Annotated in this window: 18 protein-coding genes; 9 read left to right on the top strand and 9 right to left on the bottom strand. The window is 61.0% G+C overall.

The window, feature by feature from the left end:
* Positions 1-37: 37 nt before the first annotated feature.
* Positions 38-847: a tRNA cyclic N6-threonylcarbamoyladenosine(37) synthase TcdA gene (gene tcdA, locus BUE92_RS06670; RefSeq protein ID WP_371915182.1), complete on the bottom strand. Its 810-nt coding sequence runs from the start codon at positions 845-847 to the stop codon at positions 38-40.
* 217 nt (positions 848-1,064) lie between these two features.
* Between tcdA and BUE92_RS06675 the strand changes: the two genes are divergently transcribed.
* The 4 genes from BUE92_RS06675 to BUE92_RS06690 all read left to right on the top strand — a co-directional run bounded on the left by BUE92_RS06675 (position 1,065) and on the right by BUE92_RS06690 (position 6,273).
* A complete protein-coding gene (locus BUE92_RS06675) occupies positions 1,065-3,656 on the top strand; it encodes a glycosyltransferase (RefSeq protein WP_073522676.1) in 2,592 nt (863 codons plus the stop codon).
* A gap of 224 nt (positions 3,657-3,880) precedes the next feature.
* A complete protein-coding gene (dapE, locus tag BUE92_RS06680; protein ID WP_073522677.1) occupies positions 3,881-5,032 on the top strand; it encodes a succinyl-diaminopimelate desuccinylase in 1,152 nt (383 codons plus the stop codon).
* Complete coding sequence (locus BUE92_RS06685) at positions 5,032-5,841, top strand: putative RNA methyltransferase (protein ID WP_073522678.1); 810 nt, start codon at positions 5,032-5,034, stop codon at positions 5,839-5,841. The genes dapE and BUE92_RS06685 overlap by 1 nt, the downstream gene beginning before the upstream one ends.
* 54 nt (positions 5,842-5,895) lie before the next feature.
* The gene (locus BUE92_RS06690) at positions 5,896-6,273 is read left to right on the top strand and encodes a hypothetical protein (protein ID WP_073522679.1); all 378 of its coding nucleotides are present in this window, start codon (positions 5,896-5,898) and stop codon (positions 6,271-6,273) included.
* 137 nt (positions 6,274-6,410) lie between these two features.
* On the opposite strand, the gene BUE92_RS06695 is transcribed toward BUE92_RS06690, so the two are convergent.
* Positions 6,411-6,620 carry a cold-shock protein gene (locus BUE92_RS06695; RefSeq protein WP_034126819.1) on the bottom strand — a complete coding sequence of 70 codons (210 nt, stop codon included), beginning with the start codon at positions 6,618-6,620 and terminating at the stop codon, positions 6,411-6,413.
* 181 nt (positions 6,621-6,801) lie between these two features.
* Here BUE92_RS06695 and plsB point away from each other — a divergent pair, with 181 nt between their 5' ends.
* From plsB to BUE92_RS06710, 3 genes are read left to right on the top strand one after another with little or no spacing between them, the layout of a single operon-like run.
* Complete coding sequence (plsB, locus tag BUE92_RS06700; protein WP_073522680.1) at positions 6,802-9,321, top strand: glycerol-3-phosphate 1-O-acyltransferase PlsB; 2,520 nt, start codon at positions 6,802-6,804, stop codon at positions 9,319-9,321.
* Between the two features lie 51 nt (positions 9,322-9,372).
* A complete protein-coding gene (locus BUE92_RS06705) occupies positions 9,373-9,774 on the top strand; it encodes a YbaY family lipoprotein (RefSeq protein ID WP_014717218.1) in 402 nt (133 codons plus the stop codon).
* 27 nt (positions 9,775-9,801) lie between these two features.
* Positions 9,802-10,491 (top strand): DUF4197 domain-containing protein, encoded by a 690-nt coding sequence (locus BUE92_RS06710; protein WP_073522681.1) that lies wholly within the window; start codon positions 9,802-9,804, stop codon positions 10,489-10,491.
* A 732-nt stretch (positions 10,492-11,223) separates the two neighbouring features.
* Here BUE92_RS06710 and BUE92_RS06720 read toward each other — a convergent pair.
* Both BUE92_RS06720 and BUE92_RS06725 read right to left on the bottom strand, forming a co-directional pair.
* Positions 11,224-14,289, bottom strand: a complete 3,066-nt coding sequence (locus tag BUE92_RS06720; protein ID WP_073522684.1) for an efflux RND transporter permease subunit — start codon at positions 14,287-14,289, stop codon at positions 11,224-11,226.
* A gap of 5 nt (positions 14,290-14,294) precedes the next feature.
* Positions 14,295-15,395 carry an efflux RND transporter periplasmic adaptor subunit gene (locus BUE92_RS06725; protein ID WP_073522685.1) on the bottom strand — a complete coding sequence of 367 codons (1,101 nt, stop codon included), beginning with the start codon at positions 15,393-15,395 and terminating at the stop codon, positions 14,295-14,297.
* A gap of 93 nt (positions 15,396-15,488) precedes the next feature.
* Here BUE92_RS06725 and BUE92_RS06730 point away from each other — a divergent pair, with 93 nt between their 5' ends.
* Complete coding sequence (locus BUE92_RS06730) at positions 15,489-16,145, top strand: TetR/AcrR family transcriptional regulator (RefSeq protein ID WP_073522687.1); 657 nt, start codon at positions 15,489-15,491, stop codon at positions 16,143-16,145.
* 539 nt (positions 16,146-16,684) lie between these two features.
* Here the strand turns inward: BUE92_RS06730 and BUE92_RS06740 are convergent.
* A complete protein-coding gene (locus tag BUE92_RS06740) occupies positions 16,685-17,467 on the bottom strand; it encodes a class I SAM-dependent methyltransferase (protein ID WP_073522689.1) in 783 nt (260 codons plus the stop codon).
* Between the two features lie 96 nt (positions 17,468-17,563).
* On the opposite strand from BUE92_RS06740, the gene BUE92_RS06745 reads away from it, so the two are divergent.
* Positions 17,564-18,184: an energy transducer TonB gene (locus tag BUE92_RS06745; RefSeq protein ID WP_073522690.1), complete on the top strand. Its 621-nt coding sequence runs from the start codon at positions 17,564-17,566 to the stop codon at positions 18,182-18,184.
* Positions 18,185-18,187: 3 nt separating this feature from the next.
* Here the strand turns inward: BUE92_RS06745 and BUE92_RS06750 are convergent, their stop codons facing one another.
* The 4 genes from BUE92_RS06750 to tsaB all read right to left on the bottom strand — a co-directional run bounded on the left by BUE92_RS06750 (position 18,188) and on the right by tsaB (position 20,906).
* Positions 18,188-18,886 carry an extensin-like domain-containing protein gene (locus BUE92_RS06750; RefSeq protein WP_073522692.1) on the bottom strand — a complete coding sequence of 233 codons (699 nt, stop codon included), beginning with the start codon at positions 18,884-18,886 and terminating at the stop codon, positions 18,188-18,190.
* A gap of 10 nt (positions 18,887-18,896) precedes the next feature.
* The gene (locus BUE92_RS06755) at positions 18,897-19,757 is read right to left on the bottom strand and encodes a DUF72 domain-containing protein (RefSeq protein WP_038449171.1); all 861 of its coding nucleotides are present in this window, start codon (positions 19,755-19,757) and stop codon (positions 18,897-18,899) included.
* Positions 19,757-20,059 (bottom strand): hypothetical protein, encoded by a 303-nt coding sequence (locus BUE92_RS06760; protein WP_034126521.1) that lies wholly within the window; start codon positions 20,057-20,059, stop codon positions 19,757-19,759. Before BUE92_RS06760 ends, BUE92_RS06755 begins: the two co-directional genes overlap by 1 nt.
* A 160-nt stretch (positions 20,060-20,219) precedes the next feature.
* Positions 20,220-20,906: a tRNA (adenosine(37)-N6)-threonylcarbamoyltransferase complex dimerization subunit type 1 TsaB gene (gene tsaB, locus BUE92_RS06765; protein WP_034126520.1), complete on the bottom strand. Its 687-nt coding sequence runs from the start codon at positions 20,904-20,906 to the stop codon at positions 20,220-20,222.
* Between the last annotated feature and the right edge of the window lie 87 nt (positions 20,907-20,993).

Raw genomic sequence — 20,993 nt, forward strand, 5'->3', positions numbered from 1 at the left:
CGCTCCCACAGTTTGGATCTCTGTAGGGTAGTGAGATCTAGGTGGGCTTGACCCGCTCCGACGGCCTGCGCACTCCCGCCACAATCTTATCCACCGCCTTGGTCGCCGCCACCATGCCGAACGTGGCGGTGACCATCATCACCGCGCCAAACCCTCCCGCGCAGTCAAGCTTGACCCCGTCGCCGACAAAACTTTTCTGCAAACAGATACTGCCATCGGGTTTGGGATAGCGCAGTTGTTCGGTGGAAAACACGCAGGGCACGCTGTAATGACGGGTCACGGTGCGCGAGAAGCCATAATCGCGACGCAAGGTAGAGCGTACTTTCGAGGCCAGCGGGTCATTGAAGGTGCGGTTCAAATCGCACACCTGGATCAAGGTGGGGTCGATCTGCCCGCCGGCGCCGCCGGTGGTGATGATCTGGATCTTGCGGCGCTTGCACCAGGCAATCAGCGCCGCCTTGGCGTTGACCGCGTCGATGCAGTCGATCACGCAGTCGATAGTCGGGGTGATGTACTCGGCCATGGTGTCGCGGGTGACGAAGTCTGCCACCGCGTGCACGGTGCACTCAGGATTGATACCGCGCAGTCGCTCGGCCATCACTTCGACCTTGGGCTTGCCCACGGTGCTGTCCAGGGCATGCAACTGGCGGTTGCTGTTGCTGACGCAGACATCGTCCAGGTCAAACAGCGAAATCTCGCCCACCCCGCAGCGGGCAATCGCTTCCGCCGCCCAGGAACCTACGCCGCCGACGCCGACAATCGCCACATGGGCCGCTTTCAAGCGTTCCAGGCCCTCAAGTCCGTACAAGCGGGCAACGCCTGCAAACCGCGGATCTTCTGTACTCATCATCATTACCCCAAAAACCGGCGCGCATTATAGGGCTACGCAGCGCCAAGTTTTAAGCTACAAGTTACAAGTGAAGAACTTAGCTGGAGTTTCGCAGACTAACGTCCGGCTTTTCTCTGTCTGCTGTACGCTCAGGGAAGCGCCAGTGTAGGATGCGCGCCGTTCGGCGCAGGCCGACACCTCTTTCGTTCCGCACCCTTTGGAACCCGACATAACCATGGCATCGCGTAAATTTGGACTCAACCTGGTGGTGGTGCTGGCAATTGCCGCGCTGTTCACCGGTTTCTGGGCGCTGATCAACCGCCCGGTCACCGCTCCCAACTGGCCAGATCAGATCTCCGGTTTTTCCTACTCGCCGTTCCAGCAAGGCCAGTACCCGCAGAAAGGCCAGTACCCTACCGACGAACAGATGCGTCAGGACCTTGCGATCATGAGCAAGCTGACGGACAACATCCGTACCTACTCGGTCGACGGCCCCCTGGGCGATATTCCCAAGCTGGCCGAAGAGTTCGGCCTGCGCGTGACCCTGGGGATCTGGATCAGCCCGGACCTTGAGCGTAACGAGCGGGAGATCCAGCGCGCTATCGAGATCGCCAACACCTCGCGCAGTGTCGTGCGCGTGGTGGTCGGCAACGAAGCGCTGTTCCGTGAAGAAATCACCCCCGAAGCCCTGATCGTGCTGCTCGACCGCGTGCGCGCCGCCGTGAAAGTCCCGGTGACCACCTCCGAGCAATGGCACATCTGGGAAAAGAACCCGCAACTGGCCAAGCACGTCGACCTGATCGCCGCGCACATCCTGCCGTTCTGGGAATACATCCCGATGGACAAGGCCGGCCAGTACGTCCTCGACCGCGCCAAGGACCTGAAGAAAGCCTTCCCGAAAAAGCAACTGCTGCTATCGGAAGTGGGCTGGCCGAGCAACGGCCGTATGCGCGGTGGCAATGAGTCGTCGCCCGCCGACCAGGCGATTTACCTGCGTACGCTGGTGAACAAGCTCAACCGCCAGGGTTACAACTACTTTGTGATCGAGGCCTTCGACCAACCGTGGAAGGTCAGCGACGAAGGTTCGGCGGGGGCGTATTGGGGTGTATTCAATGCCGCGCGCCAGCAGAAATTCAATTTTGACGGCCCGGTGGTGGCGATTCCGCAATGGCGGGTACTGGCCATTGGTTCGGTGGTGCTTGCGCTGCTGTCCCTGACCCTGTTGATGATCGATGGCTCGGCCCTGCGCCAGCGTGGCCGTACCTTTCTGACCTTCATTGCGTTCCTGTGCGGGTCGGTGCTGGTCTGGATCGGCTACGACTACAGCCAGCAGTACAGCACCTGGTTCAGCCTGACAGTTGGCGTGTTGCTGGCACTCGGCGCCCTGGGCGTGTTCATTGTGTTGCTGACCGAAGCCCACGAGCTGGCGGAAGCAGTGTGGACCCACAAGCGCCGGCGTGAATTCCTGCCCGTGGAAGGCGACTCGGACTACCGTCCAAAAGTGTCGATCCATGTGCCGTGCTACAACGAGCCACCGGAAATGGTCAAACAGACCCTCGACGCCCTGGCCGCCCTCGACTATCCGGACTACGAAGTCCTGATCATCGACAACAACACCAAGGACCCGGCGGTGTGGGAGCCGGTGCGCGACTACTGCGAAACCCTGGGCCCGCGCTTCAAGTTCTTCCACGTCGCGCCCCTGGCCGGTTTCAAGGGCGGTGCGCTGAACTACCTGATCCCGCACACCGCCAAGGATGCCGAAGTGATCGCGGTGATCGACTCGGACTACTGCGTATCGCCGAACTGGCTCAAGCACATGGTGCCGCACTTCGCCGACCCGAAAATCGCCGTGGTGCAGTCGCCCCAGGATTACCGCGACCAGAACGAAAGCACCTTCAAGAAGCTCTGCTACGCCGAATACAAGGGCTTCTTCCATATCGGTATGGTCACCCGTAACGACCGTGACGCGATCATCCAGCACGGCACCATGACCATGACCCGTCGCTCAGTGCTTGAGGAACTGGGCTGGGCCGACTGGTGCATCTGTGAAGACGCCGAACTGGGCCTGCGTGTGTTCGAGAAAGGCTTGTCGGCAGCGTACTACCACGACAGCTACGGCAAGGGCCTGATGCCGGATACCTTTATCGACTTCAAGAAACAGCGTTTCCGCTGGGCCTATGGCGCGATCCAGATCATCAAGCGCCACACCGCCAGCCTGTTGCGCGGCAAGGACACCGAACTGACCCGTGGCCAGCGCTATCACTTCCTCGCGGGCTGGTTGCCGTGGGTGGCCGATGGCATGAACATCTTCTTTACCGTCGGCGCCCTGTTGTGGTCTGCGGCGATGATCATCGTGCCGACTCGGGTCGACCCGCCATTGCTGATTTTCGCAATCCCGCCGTTGGCGTTGTTTGTGTTCAAAGTCGGCAAGATCATCTTCCTCTACCGTCGTGCGGTAGGTGTGAACCTGAAAGATGCGTTCTGCGCGGCGCTGGCCGGGTTGGCGCTGTCTCATACCATCGCCAAGGCGGTGTTGTACGGCTTCTTCACCAGCAGCATTCCGTTCTTTCGTACACCGAAAAACGCGGATAACCACGGCTTCTGGGTGGCGATTTCCGAAGCTCGCGAAGAAATGTTCATCATGCTGCTGCTGTGGGGCGCGGCGCTGGGGATCTACTTGGTGCAAGGCCTGCCGAGCAATGACATTCGCTTCTGGGTGGTAATGTTGCTGGTGCAGTCGCTGCCGTATGTGGCGGCGCTGATCATGGCGTTCTTGTCGTCGCTGCCCAAACCTTCGGCGGCGCCTGAGCCCGCGCCGGCGGCGTAAAAAGTGACGCAATGCACTAAACGGCGGCCCTTGGCCGCCGTTTTGCTATAAGATAACGGCCCTTTTGCGTGCCTTACACCCATCACTGTAGGAGCGAGCTTGCTCGCGAAAATCGTTAACGATGACGCGGGCATCCTGAATGCACGCGGTGCCTTTGAGTTTTTCGCGAGCGGGCTCGCTCCTACAGTTAGAACGTCGCCGCCTCGATTTCCGGAGTTCCCCCCATGACGGCCCATGCCGACCTTTCGCCGACCCTTCAACTTGCCATCGACCTGATCCGTCGCCCGTCGGTCACACCGATCGATGCCGATTGCCAGAAGCTGATGATGCAGCGCCTGGGCGACGCCGGTTTTGCGCTTGAACCGATGCGCATCGAAGATGTGGATAACTTCTGGGCCACCCACGGCAAGCACGAAGGCCCGGTGCTGTGCTTTGCCGGTCACACCGACGTGGTGCCGACCGGCCCGGTACAGGCTTGGCTGAACGACCCGTTCGACGCGTTGATCGATGAAAACGGCATGCTCTGTGGCCGTGGCGCGGCGGACATGAAAGGCAGCCTGGCGGCGATGCTGGTGGCGGCGGAACGTTTCGTCAGCGACTACCCGGACCACAAGGGCTCGGTCGCCTTCCTGATCACCAGCGACGAAGAAGGCCCGGCGCACCATGGCACCAAGGCCGTGATTGAGCGCCTGGCCGCACGCAAGGAGCGCCTGGACTGGTGCATCGTCGGCGAACCGTCGAGCACCAGCCTGGTGGGCGACGTGGTCAAGAACGGCCGCCGTGGCTCCCTCGGCGCCACTTTGACCGTGCGCGGTGTACAGGGCCACGTGGCTTACCCGCACCTGGCGAAGAACCCGATCCACCTGGCAGCACCGGCGCTGGCCGAACTCGCCGCCGAACATTGGGATGACGGCAACACGTTCTTCCCGCCGACCAGCTTCCAGATTTCCAACCTCAACTCCGGTACCGGTGCCACCAACGTGATTCCGGGTGACCTGACGGCGGTGTTCAACTTCCGTTTTTCCACCGAGTCCACCGTCGAGGGCCTGCAACAACGCGTCGCGGCCATTCTCGACAAACATGGCCTGGACTGGCATGTGGACTGGGCGCTGTCGGGCCTGCCGTTCCTCACCGAGCCAGGCGCTCTGCTGGATGCGGTGTCGGCCAGCATCCTGGCGATCACCGGGCGCGAGACCCAGGCGTCCACCAGCGGCGGTACTTCCGATGGGCGGTTCATTGCGACGTTGGGCACCCAGGTGGTCGAACTGGGGCCGGTCAACGCGACGATCCACCAGGTCAACGAACGCATCCTGGCCAGCGACCTCGACGTACTGACCGAAATCTACTACCAGACCCTGATCAAGTTGCTCGCCTGATGCTTGCCTGCCCCATTTGCAGTGCACCGCTCAATACCGTGGACAATGGCGTGGCGTGCCCGACCGGGCACCGCTTCGACCGCGCGCGCCAGGGTTATTTGAACCTGTTGCCGGTGCAGCACAAGAACAGCCGCGACCCAGGCGACAACCTGGCCATGGTCGAGGCACGCCGCGACTTTCTCAACGCCGGGCACTATGCGCCAGTGGCCAAGCGCCTGGCCGAACTGGCCGCCGAGCGGGCACCGCAGCGCTGGGTAGACATTGGCTGTGGCGAGGGTTACTACACCGCGCAAATCGCCCAGGCCCTGCCCGATGCCGATGGCTACGCGCTGGATATCTCCAAGGAAGCGGTCAAGCGCGCGTGCAAACGCAACCCGGCGCTGACCTGGTTGATCGCCAGCATGGCCCGCGTGCCATTGGCCGATGCCAGCTGTCAGTTCCTCGCCAGCGTGTTCAGCCCGTTGGACTGGCAAGAGGCCAAGCGCTTGCTCAGCCCCGGCGGCGGCTTGATGAAAGTCGGCCCCACCCGCGGCCACTTGATGGAACTGCGCGAGCGCCTGTACGACGAAGTGCGCGAGTACACCGACGACAAACACCTGGCCCTGGTTCCGGACGGCATGAGCCTTGCTCACAGTGAAACCCTGGAATTCACCCTGAGCCTGGCCGAAGCCCAGGACCGCGCCAACCTGCTGGCGATGACGCCCCACGGCTGGCGGGCCAGTGCCGAGCGCCGCCACGAGGTGATCGAGGCGGCGGAGCCGCTGCAGGTCACGGTGTCGATGCGCTACGATTATTTCGTGCTTCAATGACTGACGTTCACCCATCCGCGAATGGATTTTCGAATCCCGCAACGAGGAACATCCATGCGCCAACCCGATATTGAGATTTACCTGAAGGACGCCGACGTCGATCACAAGGCCATCGCCGCCTGGCTGGGCGCCGCCCTGGGCCCGTGTACCGACTGGGTCCAGAAAGGCCAGACCTACAAGTGCAAGGCCGGCAGCGTGCCGGTTACCTGGCTGCCCAGGGCGGTGGGCAAATGGAACAGCCTGTACCTGGAAAGCGACCAGACCCCATGGGACGACGACATCGCCTGCGCCCGCGCCGCGTTTGCCGCGCTGAACGTCGAAGTGCGTTGCGCGCCGGGTACCTGGGTTGAGGAAGAAGGTGAGGAAAGCGCCGACACCTGGATTCGCATCAGCGAAGACGGTGAAGAGCAGATCACTTGGAAAACTGCCTGACAGCGGTTTGCTAACCCAATCAATGTGGGAGCTGGCTTGCCTGCGATGCAGACACCTTGGTCTATCAGTCAGACCACAGTGATGCTATCGCAGGCAAGCCAGCTCCCACAGTTGAATGGGTTAGCAAAACAAAGTTGTTACAGGCCCACCACATCCTCCGCCTGCAAGCCCTTCTCGCCCGTCACCACGGCGTACTCCACCTGCTGGCCCTCGGCCAACGAACGGTGGCCTTCACCGCGAATGGCGCGGTAGTGCACAAACACATCCTTGCCATCCTCACGCTGGATAAAGCCGTAGCCCTTTGCATCGTTGAACCACTTCACATTGCCGGTTTCGCGCGTTGACATCTGTTCACTCCCACTGGTTTTTTTATTGTTGAGTCGCTTGCATTGAACTGCCGAGTATAAGACAGGCTCAAAAACCATCAACTCAACTTTACATCGCTGCTTTTTTGCCGATTTTCGGCGAATACGGCACACTACCCGCCCGAGCGCCTGCTCGGTTTTTTCCACTTGAAGCAGCTCGCCTATGACCCGCTCCCCGTTCCGCCGTCTGGTGTTTGGCACCTTGCGCCGACTGTTGTACCTCTGGGTTCGCTCGGAGACGATCAACCAGTCGTCCCTAACCCTCAACCTGGACCGCAGCCGGCCGGTTTTCTACGTCCTGCAATCACCCTCCCTCACCGAGTTGGCGGTGGTCGATGCCGAGTGCACCAAGGCTGGCCTGCCACGTCCGGTGCTGCCGGTATCGGTGGGGCCGCTGATGGAGCCTGCGGCGTTCTTCTACCTCACGCCGGACCCGGATTGGCTCGGCCGCCAGGACAAGCGCGGTGCGCCGCCTACCCTGACGCGCCTGGTCAACACCCTCACCGAGCACGCCGAAGAGAATGCACAAATCATTCCGGTCAGTGTGTTCTGGGGCCAATCTCCCGAAAGCGAGTCCAGCCCGTGGAAGCTGCTGTTCGCCGACAGCTGGGCGGTCACCGGGCGTCTACGCCGGTTGTTGAGCATCCTAATCCTGGGGCGCAAGACTCGCGTGCAATTCTCCGCGCCCATCAACCTGCGTGAATTGATCGAGCACAATAAAGGCCACGAACGCACCGTGCGCATGGCCCAGCGCATCCTGCGTGTGCACTTTCGTAACCTGAAGACGGCAGTGATCGGTCCCGACCTGTCCCACCGGCGTAATCTGGTCAAGGGCCTGGTCAATATGCCGTTGGTGCGCCAAGCCATTGCGGATGAAGCCGAACGCGAAAAGATCGCCCCGGAAAAAGCCAAGGCCCTGGCCCTGCGCTATGGCAACGAGATTGCCTCGGACTACACCTACACCGCGATCCGCTTCCTGGAAGTGGTATTGAGCTGGTTCTGGAACAAGATCTACGACGGTATCAAGGTCAATAACATCGAGGGCGTGCAAAAGGTGGCCCAGGGCTACGAGGTGATCTACGTGCCTTGCCACCGCAGCCACATCGACTACCTGCTGCTGTCCTACCTGCTGTTCAAGAACGGCCTGACCCCACCGCACATCGCCGCCGGCATCAACCTCAACATGCCGGTGATCGGCAGCCTGCTGCGCCGTGGCGGTGCGTTTTTCATGCGCCGGACCTTCAAGGGCAACCCTTTGTACACCTCGGTGTTCAACGAATACCTGCACACCCTGTTTACCAAGGGTTTCCCGGTGGAATACTTCGTCGAAGGCGGCCGCTCGCGCACCGGGCGCATGCTGCAACCGAAAACCGGGATGCTGGCGATCACCTTGCGCAGCTTCCTGCGCTCCTCGCGCATGCCCATCGTGTTCGTGCCGGTGTATATCGGCTATGAGCGTGTGCTCGAAGGCCGCACTTACCTGGGCGAATTGCGTGGCGCGAGCAAGAAGAAAGAGTCGATCTTCGATATTTTCAAAGTGGTCGGCGCGCTCAAGCAGCGCTTCGGCCAAGTGGCGGTCAACTTCGGCGAGCCGATCAAACTGGCAGAGTTCCTCGACGCCGAGCAACCGGGCTGGCGCGCCCAGGAACTGGGCCCAAATTACAAACCGGCCTGGCTCAACGAAACCACCAATCGCCTCGGCGAACAGGTGGCGCGCCACTTGAACGAAGCCGCTGCGGTGAACCCCGTGAATCTGGTCGCGCTGGCGCTGCTGTCCACCACCCGCCTGGCGCTGGATGAACAGGCCATGGCCCGCCAACTGGACCTGTACCTGGCGTTGTTGCGTCGCGTGCCCTACTCGCCCCATACCACTTTGCCGGAGGGCGATGGCCTGGCGCTGATCAAGCACGTCAAGGACATGAACCTGTTGTCCGAACAGAGCGATGCCCTGGGCAAAATCGTTTATCTGGATGAGCAGAATGCCGTCCTGATGACCTACTACCGCAACAATGTGCTACACATCTTCGCCCTGCCAGCGTTGCTGGCGAGCTTCTTCCAGAGCAGTTCGCGCATGACCCGCGAACAGATCCTGCGCTACACCCATGCACTCTACCCGTACCTGCAATCGGAGCTGTTTATCCGTTGGTCGCTGGAGGACCTGGACAGCGTGGTCGACCAGTGGCTGGACGCGTTCGTCGAACAAGGCCTGCTGCGTTTCGAAAACGCCGTATACCTGCGCCCGGCGCCGAGTTCGCGGCACTTTGTGCTGCTGACGCTGCTGTCCAAAAGCATCGCCCAGACCCTGCAACGTTTCTACATGGCGATCTCGTTACTGCTCAACAGCGGCCAGAACAGCATCAGCGCCGAAGAGCTGGAAGACCTGTGCACGATCATGGCCCAGCGCCTGTCGATCCTGCACGGCCTCAACGCTCCGGAATTTTTCGACAAGAGTCTTTTCCGACATTTTATCCAGACGTTGCTGGAGCAAGATGTGCTGCGCCGTGATGAAGCCGGCAAGCTGGGCTATCACGACCTGCTCGGCGAACTGGCCGAAGGCGCGGCCAAACGCGTACTGCCGGCGGATATTCGCCTGTCGATCCGCCAGGTTGCCTTGCACCGCGTGGACGGCGCAGCCGAGGCTGCGGCCGAACCGGTTGCCGTCAACCCTGAAGCACAGCGCTAGACTGAATGAGGCGCCGGGCGGATTCCGGCGCCGTTGAAAAGGAGCCGCACCGTGAAAAAACTCATCCTCCTGGGCCTGACCGCCCTGCTCGGAGCCTGCCATTCGATGACCCCAACCCCGAAGGCCAGCCTGGACGGCGAAGTGTTCTACCTGCAACGCATCGCCCTGCCGCCAGCCGCCACCTTGAGTGTCAGCCTGCAGGACGTGTCCCTGATGGACGCCCCGGCCGTGACCCTCGCCGAACAGAAAGGCCCGGTCAAAGGCCAGGTGCCGCTGCCGTTTCACCTGAGCTATGACCCGGCCCAGGTTAAGCCAGGCCACACATACTCGGTCAGCGCTCGCATCGAGCTGGACGGCAAGCTACTGTTTATCACCACCGAGCGGCACACCGTGCAGCTCAACGGCCAGGACCCGCAACCGCTGCGCCTGCGGGTGGATGCGGCCGCACACTGATCATTCCCACTTCATAAGGAAGCGCCCATGCTCCGCAAATCTCTTCGCCTCACCGCCCTGTGTGCTGGCTTGCTATTCGGCGCCAACGCCATGGCCCTGGATCTCGGCAGCCTGTCCCAGGGTGACGCCAGCGGCGGCCTCAAGGATGCCTTGACCCAAGGTGCACAGATTGCTGTGAAACAACTCGGGACGCCCGGTGGTTTCAGCAACAACCCGGACGTGAAGATCGGCCTGCCGGGCAAACTCGGCAAAGTCGCCGACAAGTTGAAAATGTTCGGCATGGGTGACCAGGTCACGCAGCTGGAAACCAGCATGAACAAGGCAGCAGAAACCGCCGTGACCCAGGCGCAGCCGATCCTGGTCAATGCCGTGAAGAACATGAGCGTGACCGACGCCAAGGGCATTCTCAGCGGTGGCCAGGACTCCGCCACCCAGTACCTGAACAAAAGCAGCCGTGAAGAAATTCGCGCCAAGTTCCTGCCTATCGTCAAGGCCGCCACCGACAAAGTTGGCGTGGCCCAGCAGTACAACACCCTGGCCGGCAAGGCCGCGGCCTTTGGCGCGGTGGATGCCAAGAGCGCCAACGTTGAGAACTACGTGACCGAGCAGGCCCTGGATGGTTTGTTCAAGATGATTGCGCAGCAGGAAGAAACGATTCGCAAGAATCCAGCGGCTGCGGCTACCAGCTTGGCCAAGAAGGTGTTTGGCGCGCTGTAAAAACCTACCGATCTGCCCTGCCCCCCAAGCGCCTCGTATTCTCGAGGCGCTTGCGTATAAATAGCTTAAAAATCAGTAATTTATGGCAGATCTCATGACAATCTTCAGCTCAACGGTTTTCATGTAGCAACACTTCGGAGGGGGCTCGGGATTGCAATACTCAGGAGGCTTGGGCTTGTAATACTCAGGGGGGTTGGGTTCGCAATCCTCAGGAGGCTTGGGTTCGCAATACTCAGGGGGGTTGGGTTCGCAATCCTCAGGAGGCTTGGGTTCGCAATACTCAGGGGGCTTGGGTTTGCAATACTCAGGGGGTTTGGGTTTGCACTCCTCAGGGGGTTTGGGTTTGCATTCCTCAGGAGGCTTGGGTCTGAAACTCTCAAGCGGCTTGGGTTTGCAATACCCAGGGCGCTTGGGCTTACAACGCTCAGGAGGCTTGGGTTTACACTTTTCAGGAGGTTTTGGCCTGCAGGGCGGACGCAGAAAAGCCTTCAAACTAGCTATACACATGGCGAACTCCTTCAATTCATTCCAATCACTACTGTTTCTGCCGACGAGCAAGAGCAGTAGGTACCTGCCAACCAGGTAACATTGAGTGGCAATCAATAAGGAAAGGTTCCTAGCCCCGTGTAGTGAGCTTCCTATCTCTCACATAGGAAGATTGCTCATTCTGCCGCATGCCAACGGAGAAGGGCGCGTACTATCCACGCCCCGACAACCGAGATGACAGCCTGATTATCCAGCGTCCTTTTTGACGCGAAACCACGCAGCATAAAGCGCAGGGAGAAAGAGCAAGGTCAGCGCCGTAGCCACGATCAACCCCCCCATGATCGCCACGGCCATCGGCCCGAAGAACACACTGCGCGACAGCGGAATCATCGCCAGCACCGCCGCCAGTGCCGTCAGAACAATCGGGCGAAAGCGTCGGACCGTAGCTTCGATAATCGCCTGCCAAGGTGCCAGGCCGGCCTTGATGTCTTGCTCGATCTGGTCCACCAAAATCACCGAGTTACGCATGATCATTCCCGACAGCGCGATGGTGCCAAGCATGGCGACGAAGCCGAAGGGTTGGTGGAATACCAGCAGGAACAGGGTCACGCCGATCAGCCCCAACGGCGCGGTGAGAAAGACCATCGCCGTGCGCGAAAAGCTGCGCAGTTGCAGCATCAGCAAAGTCAGCACCACCACGATAAACAGCGGCACGCCGGCCTTCACCGAGTTTTGACCACGCGCTGAATCTTCAACCGTGCCGCCCACTTCCAGCAGATAACCGTCCGGCAGTTCGGCACGCACATCGGCGAGCGTCGGCAAGATCTGCTGCACGAGGGTCGCCGGCTGTTCCTTGCCATAGATATCGGCCCGCACAGTCACCGTGGGCAAGCGGTTGCGATGCCAGATGATGCCCTCTTCGAATCCATATTCGAGGGTGGCAATTTGCGACAGCGCCACGCTTTTACCATTGTCGGTGGGCACGGCAAGGCTCGGCAGGCGCGACAGTTCGCTACGCTCATGCACGGTGCCGCGCAGGAGGATCTCGATCAATTCGTTGTCCTCACGGTACTGGCTGACGCTGGAGCCGGTCAGGGAACTCTGCAGGAATTTGGACAGGTCGGCAGTGCTCACACCCAGGGCGCGGGCACGGTCCTGGTCGATATTCAGGTACACGATTTTGCTCGGTTCTTCCCAGTCCAAGTGCACATTGACCACATGCGTATTTTCGCGAACCTTGGCCGCCACTTTGCGCGCCAGCGCTCGCACCTCTTCGATGTGCTCGCCGGTCACGCGAAACTGCACCGGGTAGCCTACGGGCGGGCCGTTCTCCAGCCGCGTGACACGCGAGCGCAGGTCGGGGAATTGCTCGTTGAGGGTTTCGATCAGCCAGGTTCGCAGGCTTTCTCGCTCCTCGATGGTGTTAGCCAGCACCACAAACTGGGCGAAGCTGGCAGCGGGCAATTGCTGGTCCAGTGGCAGGTAAAACCGCGGCGAACCGGTGCCCGCGTAGGCGACATAGTTGTTGATGCCAGCATGTTCCTTGAGCAACGTCTCCAGGCGTTTGACCTGTTCGGCGGTGTTGCTCAGGGAAGCGCCCTCGGCCAGTTTCAGGTCGACCATCAACTCCAGGCGACCGGAAGCCGGGAAGAACTGTTGCGGCACGAAGCGGAACAGTGCAACCGAGCCGATAAACAGCAGCAAGGTCAGCACGATCACGGTTTTACGCCGCTGCACGCACCACTCCACCAGACGTCTTACACGCTGGTAGAAGGGTGTGCCGTAAGGGTCCGGGCCGTCGGTACCGTGTTTGGCGGCGTGGATCTTCGCTAGGTCGGGCAGGAGCTTTTCTCCCAGGTACGGCACAAACACCACGGCCGCCACCCAGGAGGCCAGCAGTGCGATGGTCACCACCTGGAAGATCGAGCGGGTGTATTCCCCGGTGCTCGATTGCGCGGTGGCAATCGGCAAGAAGCCCGCCGCCGTGATCAGGGTGCCGGTGAGCATAGGGAACGCGGTGCTGGTCCAGGCGAAACTCGCAGCCTTGAGCCGGTCGTAGCCCTGTTCCATTTTGATCGCCATCATTTCCACGGCGATGATCGCGTCATCTACCAGCAAGCCCAGGGCCAGGACCAAGGCGCCAAGGGAAATCTTGTGCAGGCCGATGCCCAGGTAATACATGGTGGCAAAGGTCATCGCCAGTACCAGCGGAATCGCCAGGGCAACGACCATGCCGGTGCGCACGCCGAGGGAGAAAAAGCTCACCAGCAAAACAATCGCCAACGCTTCAGCCAGTACCTGGACGAACTCGCCGACGCTGGTCTTCACGGCTGCCGGTTGGTCCGACACTTTGCGCAGCTCCATCCCTGCCGGAAGGTTCTTTTGCAGGCGTGCGAATTGCGCTTCAAGGGCCTTGCCCAGGACGAGGATGTCGCCACCGTCGCGCATGGCCACGGCCAGGCCGATGGCATCTGCGCCCATGTAGCGCATGCGCGGTGCCGGTGGGTCGTTGAAGCCTCGATGGATGTCAGCCACGTCACCGATGCGGAAGGTGCGATCCCCCACGCGTATCGGAAAGTTGCGGATCTCTTCCACCGTCTTGAAGTTGCCAGACACGCGCAGTTGCACGCGCTCGGTGGGGGTTTCAAAGAAGCCGGCGGTGGACACCGCATTTTGTTCCTGCAACGCCTGCTGTACCGCGGCCAAAGGCAAGCCGAGGGTGGCAAGCTTGAGGTTGGACAGCTCGATCCAGATCTTCTCGTCCTGTAGGCCGAGCAGCTCGACCTTGCCCACATCCGGGACGCGTTGCAGCTGGATCTGGATGCGGTCGGCGTAGTCCTTGAGCACGGCATAGTCAAAGCCATCGCCGGTCAGGGCGTAGATATTGCCGAAGGTAGTGCCGAACTCGTCGTTGAAAAACGGCCCCTGGATATCCGGCGGCAAGGTGTGGCGGATGTCGCTGATTTTCTTGCGCACCTGGTACCAAAGCTCAGGAATCTGCGCCGAACGCATCGAGTCACGGGCAATAAAGGTGACCTGGGATTCACCGGGGCGGGAGAACGACACGATGCGTTCGTACTCACCGGTCTCCATGAGTTTTTTCTCGATTCGCTCGGTGACCTGGCGCGATACCTCCTGGGCCGTGGCCCCAGGCCAGTTGGTCTTGATCACCATGGCCTTGAAGGTAAAGGGCGGGTCTTCGCTTTGCCCCAGCTTGGTGTAGGACAAGGTGCCAACCACGGCCAGCAGGATCATCAGGAACAGTACGATCTGGCGATTACGCAACGCCCATTCGGAAAGATTGAAACCCATGGGGACTACTCCTTGGCCGCCAGATTCACTACACGGTTGGAGCGATCCACCGGGCGCACCGGTTGCCCCTCATGGAGCACATGCACGCCTGCGGCAACCACCCAATCGGTGGCGGCCAATCCTTCCAGTATCGGTACGGTGTTTTCGCCAAAGGCGCCAATGCGCACGGGGGTGCGTTCAAGGGTGTTGTCCGGTTGTACGCGCCAGACGTAGGACGCGCCGTTTTCGGCACTCAGGGCAGACAAGGGTACCGACAGCGCAATGACCCCGTCGGCCTGGATGAAAACCCGCGCACTTTGGCCCAGTTCGGCGGGCACTTTGCCGCCGGTGAAGGCCACGCGCGCGGCGAAGGTGCGGGATTTGGGGTCGGCGGCGGGGGACAGCTCACGAATGCGCCCGGCAAAACGTTGCTCTGGCTGGCTCCATAACTCCACCGACACTGGCTGGCCGATCTTGAAGCGGCCAAAGCCCTGTTCGGGCAAGCTGATCAACACTTCACGCTCGCCATCGGTGGCCAGGGTGAACACGGTCTGGCCAGCGGAAACCACTTGCCCCACTTCGACGGCACGCTTGGCGACCACACCGTCCTGAGGCGCACGCAGCACGGCGTAGCCGGCCTGGTTGCTCGACACATCGAACTCGGCCTTGATCTGCTTAAGGCGTGCTTCACCGGCTCGGTAGAGGTTTTCGGAATTGTCGTACTGCGACCGACTGACCATCTGCCGGTCCATCAAGGTCTTGTAGCGGTCTCGTTCCGCACGCACCAGGCTGAGATTGGCCTCCGCGGCGGCCACTTGGGCGCGGGTCGCTTCCAGTTGCAGGCGCACGTCCTGGGGGTCGAGTTCGGCCAGCGGCTGGTTGGCCTTGACTCGCTCGCCCTCCTCCACCAGGCGCTTGCTGACTTTGCCGCCGATGCGAAAGGCCAGGTCCGGCTCATAACGGGCACGCACCTCACCGGGGTAGCTGTCCATCGCCTGTGCCGAAGGCTGCGGTTGCACCACCATGGCCGGACGTACGGTGGCCTGGGTCGCTTCTTCATGGCCGCAAGCGGCCAGCAGGAAGACCAGGCTGACAGGCAAAGCAAGGGGCAGGAAAGCGCTGCGCATGCTGAAGGACCTTTCGCAAATAGAGCTTGGAATAATTATACTGGCCGGTATGTTATTAATACCAAACTCACCAGTCCAGTATTAAAGGTGAAAATGTCCGACAATCCTCTGAACACCGCAAGCCCAGGGCGTCCCAAGGACATGGCAAAACGCCAGGCAATCCTCGAATCGGCGAAATCGCTGTTCCTGGACAAGGGTTATGCGAACACCAGCATGGACGCCGTTGCCCTGGCGGCCGGCGTATCGAAGCTCACGGTCTACAGTCACTTCACCGACAAGGAGACGCTGTTCACTGCGGCGGTGGTGGCCAAATGCGAAGAGCAATTACCGGTGATGTACTTCGAGCTTCCCGAAGGCATGCCCGTCGAGACGGTGCTGCTCAACATCGCACGCGGCTTTCATCGACTGATCAACAGCGAGGAGTCGGTAAACCTGCATCGCCTGATGATGACCACCGGCAATCAGGACGTGAAACTCTCCCAGATATTCTTCAACGCCGGCCCCATGCGCATGCTGCAAGGCATGGAACGCCTGCTCGGCAAGATTCACCAGGGCGGCGCCCTGAGCATCGACACACCGTTCAAAGCCGCGGAGCACTTCTTTTGCCTGCTCAAGGGTACGGCGAACTTTCGTTTGTTGTACGGGTGTGGCGGGCAATTGAGTGCGCAAGAGGCCGAAGAGCATGTGCAGGACGTGGTGAAGTTGTTTATGCGGGCCTATCGCGGTCCGGGTCTAGAAACAACTACGTAGGTTGCAACAACCGAAGGTAACCACGATGCGAAGCGAGTCGCTGTTGCTCTTGCTCTTGCTCTTGCTCTTGCTCTTGCTCTTGCTCTTGCTCTGCTTTTGATCTTAGGCGCCCCGTTAAACCACGCTGGCCGGAATTCGACAGTGATTTGGGGGGTAAACCGGCAGGGATGCCGGTTTAGCCGCCCCGCGCCATGGATGGCGCGTGGCGGCGGCCCCCCAAATCACTGGCGGATTACGGGCACACCGAGCCAAAGCGAGGTGCCGAGTGGTGGGGCAAGAGCGTTTTGCTTACTTTTGCGCTTTTCAAAAGTGAGCCGCCGTCAGGGCGGAACCCTAGGTGGCCGTTACCGCAGGAATGGATATGTACACAATCCAACTGTATTGACTGTCAGGCCGCCTTCGCGAGCAAGCCCGCTCCCACAATTGGATCGCGGGGCGCCAGGGAGATAGGTGTCGGTTGTGAGGCCGCCATCGCAGGCAAGCCAGCTCCCACAGTTGGATCTCGCCGCCTCAGCGAGATAAGTGCTGCTGTTTGCAGCTTATGGCTTGAGCGCTTTCTTTGGATAAATATCGTAGCGGCTGGACTTGCCATCCAACGCATGGCTCGGCTTCGGCCCCTCAATACAGGGTGCCTTGCGCGGCCGCTTGACCACCACCCGATGGCTGGCCAGGGCCAGGGCGGCCGCAAGCAACGCCGGTGCATCCGGGTCATCGCCCACCAGCGGCCGGAACAGGCGCATTTCCTTCTTCACCAGCGCGGTTTTCTCACGATGCGGAAACATCGGGTCCAGGTAGATCACCTGGGGCGGCTCGCCCTGCCAATTGAGCATCACGTCGATGGAGTTGCCCTTGAGCAGCTTCATGCGCGCCACAATCGGCGCCACGTCAAAATCCTCGGCAGCGCGGGCCAGGCCATCTTCGAGTAAGGCGCCGATCAACGGCTGGCGCTCGATCAGGCTCATCTCACACCCGAGGCTGGCCAGCACGAACGCGTCCTTGCCCAAGCCAGCCGTGGCATCCAGCACCCGCGGGCGCACGCCCTGGGCGATGCCCACCGCCTTGGCGATCATCTGCCCGCTGCCGCCGCCATACAACCGCCGATGCGCCGCGCCGCCTTCGACAAAGTCGACCCGCACCGGCCCTGGCGCATCAGGCCCAAGCTGTTGCAACTGCAAGCCGTGCTCCCCCACTTGCAGGGAAAAATCCGCATCCGCCACCTGCAGGGGCAACCCCAGCAGCGAAGCCCACTGTTCAGCGCGGGGCTGGAAGCTGTCAGCCAAGGCTTGGACCTGGATGCGGCTGGCCGCTGGTTGTTCGTTCATCAATCGCCACGCTCAAAAATATTAAGGATCGGCAAACAACGGCCGATAAAAATCACAGTCAGGTATTTTGCCAGAGCTGAGCGTCGACCGAGAAAAATGTCAGACATTCTTCCCCTTTCCATCGGTGTACTGCCGACCCACAACCATTACGGCCTGCGCAACACCCAAGCGCTGGCCGGGGTGAGTCATGTGTGGCAGGACTTCTTCGCCCGTGCGTTGGCCGAGCAACTCGGTGAAACGCCTGACGCGCTCGCCGCCAAGGCAACTGCCCCAGCAGACCCGGCGGTTGAACCCCGCGAAGGCGCCGACCTGCTGGCGCAGATCCTCACCCAGCGCGAGTGCGATGTGAAAGACACCGAGATCGTGCCGCCTGCGCCGTTGTTCCTGCCGATTGCCGAGTTCGAAACCGAGCTGCTGCCACCGGCCGCGACGCCGCTCCCGGAAGAAGAAATAGTCGCCCAGCAACGCCAACAGGACTTTGAGAGCGAGTGGGTGCGCCCCATCGTGCTGAATGCCGGCCAACCGTTGCCCGAGCCGGGCCCGGCGCCAACGCCACGCCCACTGCACCTGCCGATTGCCGAATTCGAGCTGGACCTGCTGCCACCGGCCGCCACGCCGTACCCTGAAGAAGAGCTGCTGGCGCAGCAAAAGGCGCTGGATTTCGACTACTACTGGGCGCGCCCGCTGGTGACCCACAACCTGCGCCTGGCCGCCTAAGCCTTAGCGACACACCCACCAACGCCCCATGTCCAGATGGAAATGGTTGCGATGGGCTGCGTTGTAGTCCGGGCTCAGCACCACGTTGAAATCCTCACAAGCGCCATCACGTACCAAACGCAGGAAACGCGCGCTGTCACCCTGCCCCGGCCAATCCTTGAGCACGCTGATGCTGCGTCCATCCGCCAGGCGAAAACCAGCGATATCCAGGGCATTGGCCGATGCATGCTGGCTGAGTCGACCGTCGGCGCGATTGTAGATATTACGGCAGGCAAAACTGCCCAAATGGTCGACGCGACTCACCGCCTGGCCGAACACGGCCTGGGCCGCCGGTTGCAGGCTGTGGCGCTCGAACAACGCGAACGCCACCGCCAGCGGGCAGCTGGCGAGAAAGCTGCTGCTCAAGGCCACGTCAGCGCCCTGCACACGCAGGACATTGCGCAAGGGGCACGCCGCATCAGCCGGTGTATCGGCCTGGCGGCTCACGCGCAGACCAGAGGTGTTCAACACCTGGTCACACAGCGCCGGATCGTCCTGCAAACGACTGAGCTTGTAGCGCGTCAACAGGTTGGGGCTGGCCCGCACATCCAAGGGCGCCCAGGGGTTCCACTCAGCCGGCATCGACACCCAACCCCGCCAGACAGCCAGCGCAAATGCGCCCACCAGCACCAGCAACACACTCAACGTCTTGACCACACCCACGGCTCAACCCTCAAAGTAGCCCGAGCTGCTCCGCCACGGGTTCTCGATGCAAGGCAGGCAGCGGCGGTAGCCCTGGCAGACGCACCATCAGCTTGGCGTGGAAGCGCAGCGCCAGCTGTGCCGCGAGACGGTTGTCCGACGTGTGCAGGAACATATAGGGCGTGCGGCCCTCTTCGATCCAACTGGCGATCTTTTCTACCCATGGAATCAGGAACGGGTCATTGGCCTCAAGGTCCGGATGCCCGATGAAGCGCACCTGGGGAAACTGCGTCAGGGCCGCTGGGCGCGGTGGCACCCGGGGCTTTTTGGACTGGGCATGCAGCACCGCTTCCGAGGTAGAGGTACAACTGAACAGGGCACGTGGATCGAGGCAGATGCGCTCGACACCGCGATCGCGCAACAGGCGGTTGAGCATGCGCTCAGCATCACCCTTGGCGAAGAACTGTTCATGACGCACCTCCACGGCCAGCGGCCGATCAATGCCATCGAGAAATCCAGCCAACTCCGCCAGGCGTGGCGGCGTAAAGCTCTTCGAGAGCTGCAGCCACAGCGGTGAAACGCGCTCACCCAAAGGGCTCATCAGGCCGACAAAACTTTCTGCCGCCGGCAACTGTTCACGCAAATCGCCAGCATGGCTGATATCGCCGGGAAATTTGGCGGTGAAGCGAAAATCATCAGGCATGATTTCGGCCCAGCGCTGCACAGTGGCGGCCGAGGGGCGAGCGTAAAAAGTCGTATTGCCCTCAACGGCGTTGAAGACCTGGGAATAGAGCCCGAGGTAATCGCTGGAACGTGCCTCAACGGGATACAGGTACTCGCGCCAGGCGTTTTCACTCCAGGACGGGCAGCCGATGTAATAAGGCAAACGCATCAGATATGGATATCGAGACCCAGCACTTCCATATCCCATTCGACAAAGCCGGCGGTGGTCAGGTAGCTGGCCAAGGCGGTGGCAACGCTTTTGCTCATGGAACGGGGAAAGACCATGTCTTGCTGACGGGCAGGAACGCCGCTGATGCGTGCGCTCGAGGCGCCTTGAGCTTTGGAAGGCGTGTCGGTGTGTACTTCGATGAAGTCCGGTGAATCCTCGACGGACTCGTCTACCGTCACGCTCGCCTTGCGCGGCTTACGCTTGAGGGGGTAGGACTGTGAGGAAAAACCGTCTATACGCATACATGCAGACTCGGTATCAATGATGGCAATTTAGCGGCGCTTTCCATGGCGCGCAAATGCTCTGGTGATAACTAGAACACATAATTTGTAAAAGGTTTAAAAACCCAGGCAAATTCTGACGATTGGCGAAATTTGCCGCGTAACGCCCACATTTTTGGCGTCAAATAATCCCGCGTTCGGCCTTGGTCTGTGCGACTTTATCGCGCAGGTACACCGGTGCTGCCTGGTCCGCCGCAATCGCCTCGCCGCGCTCGAATGCGAAACGTGCCAACGCCAGCAGGTCTTCGGCGTGGGGCAACATCGCCGCGTCCTGCTCGGCACAGGTCACCTTGATGCGTTCGCCATAACCCCAACCCGTTCCGGCACCGAACCAATCGCCGCTGGCGTCAGCGGGCAACTGCGCCGCTTCGGGGGCCAGCACCGCTTCCGCACCGACCAGGCGCATTTCGCCTGCGGTCTCACGGTAGCAACCCCAGTAAACTTCATCCATGCGCGCATCAATCGCCGCTGCCACTTGCGACGCCCCGTGCTCACGCAACGCGCGCTGGGCCAGTACCGCCAGGTTGGACACCGGCAGCACCGGGCGCTCCAGCGCAAAGGCCAGGCCCTGCACCACGCCAATGGCAATGCGCACGCCAGTGAATGCACCGGGGCCACGGCCGAACGCGATGGCATCCACCGCCGCTAGGGTGGTCCCGGCGTCTTCAAGCAATTGCTTGATCATCGGCAACAATTTCTGCGCGTGCAGGCGCGGGATCACCTCGTAGTGGCTCGTGACCTTGCCATCGTGCAGCAAGGCAACGGAGCAAGCTTCAGTCGCGGTGTCCAGGGCCAGCAGGGTGCTCATCGGTGTGGGTGTCCAAGTCGGAAAAAAGTGCGCCAGTATAAACAACAACGACCCGCAAGCGGGCCGATGTCTGTGCCGCCGATCAAA

Origin of the sequence: Pseudomonas fluorescens, assembly GCF_001902145.1 — a bacterium.
Lineage (GTDB): Bacteria > Pseudomonadota > Gammaproteobacteria > Pseudomonadales > Pseudomonadaceae > Aquipseudomonas > Aquipseudomonas fluorescens_BV.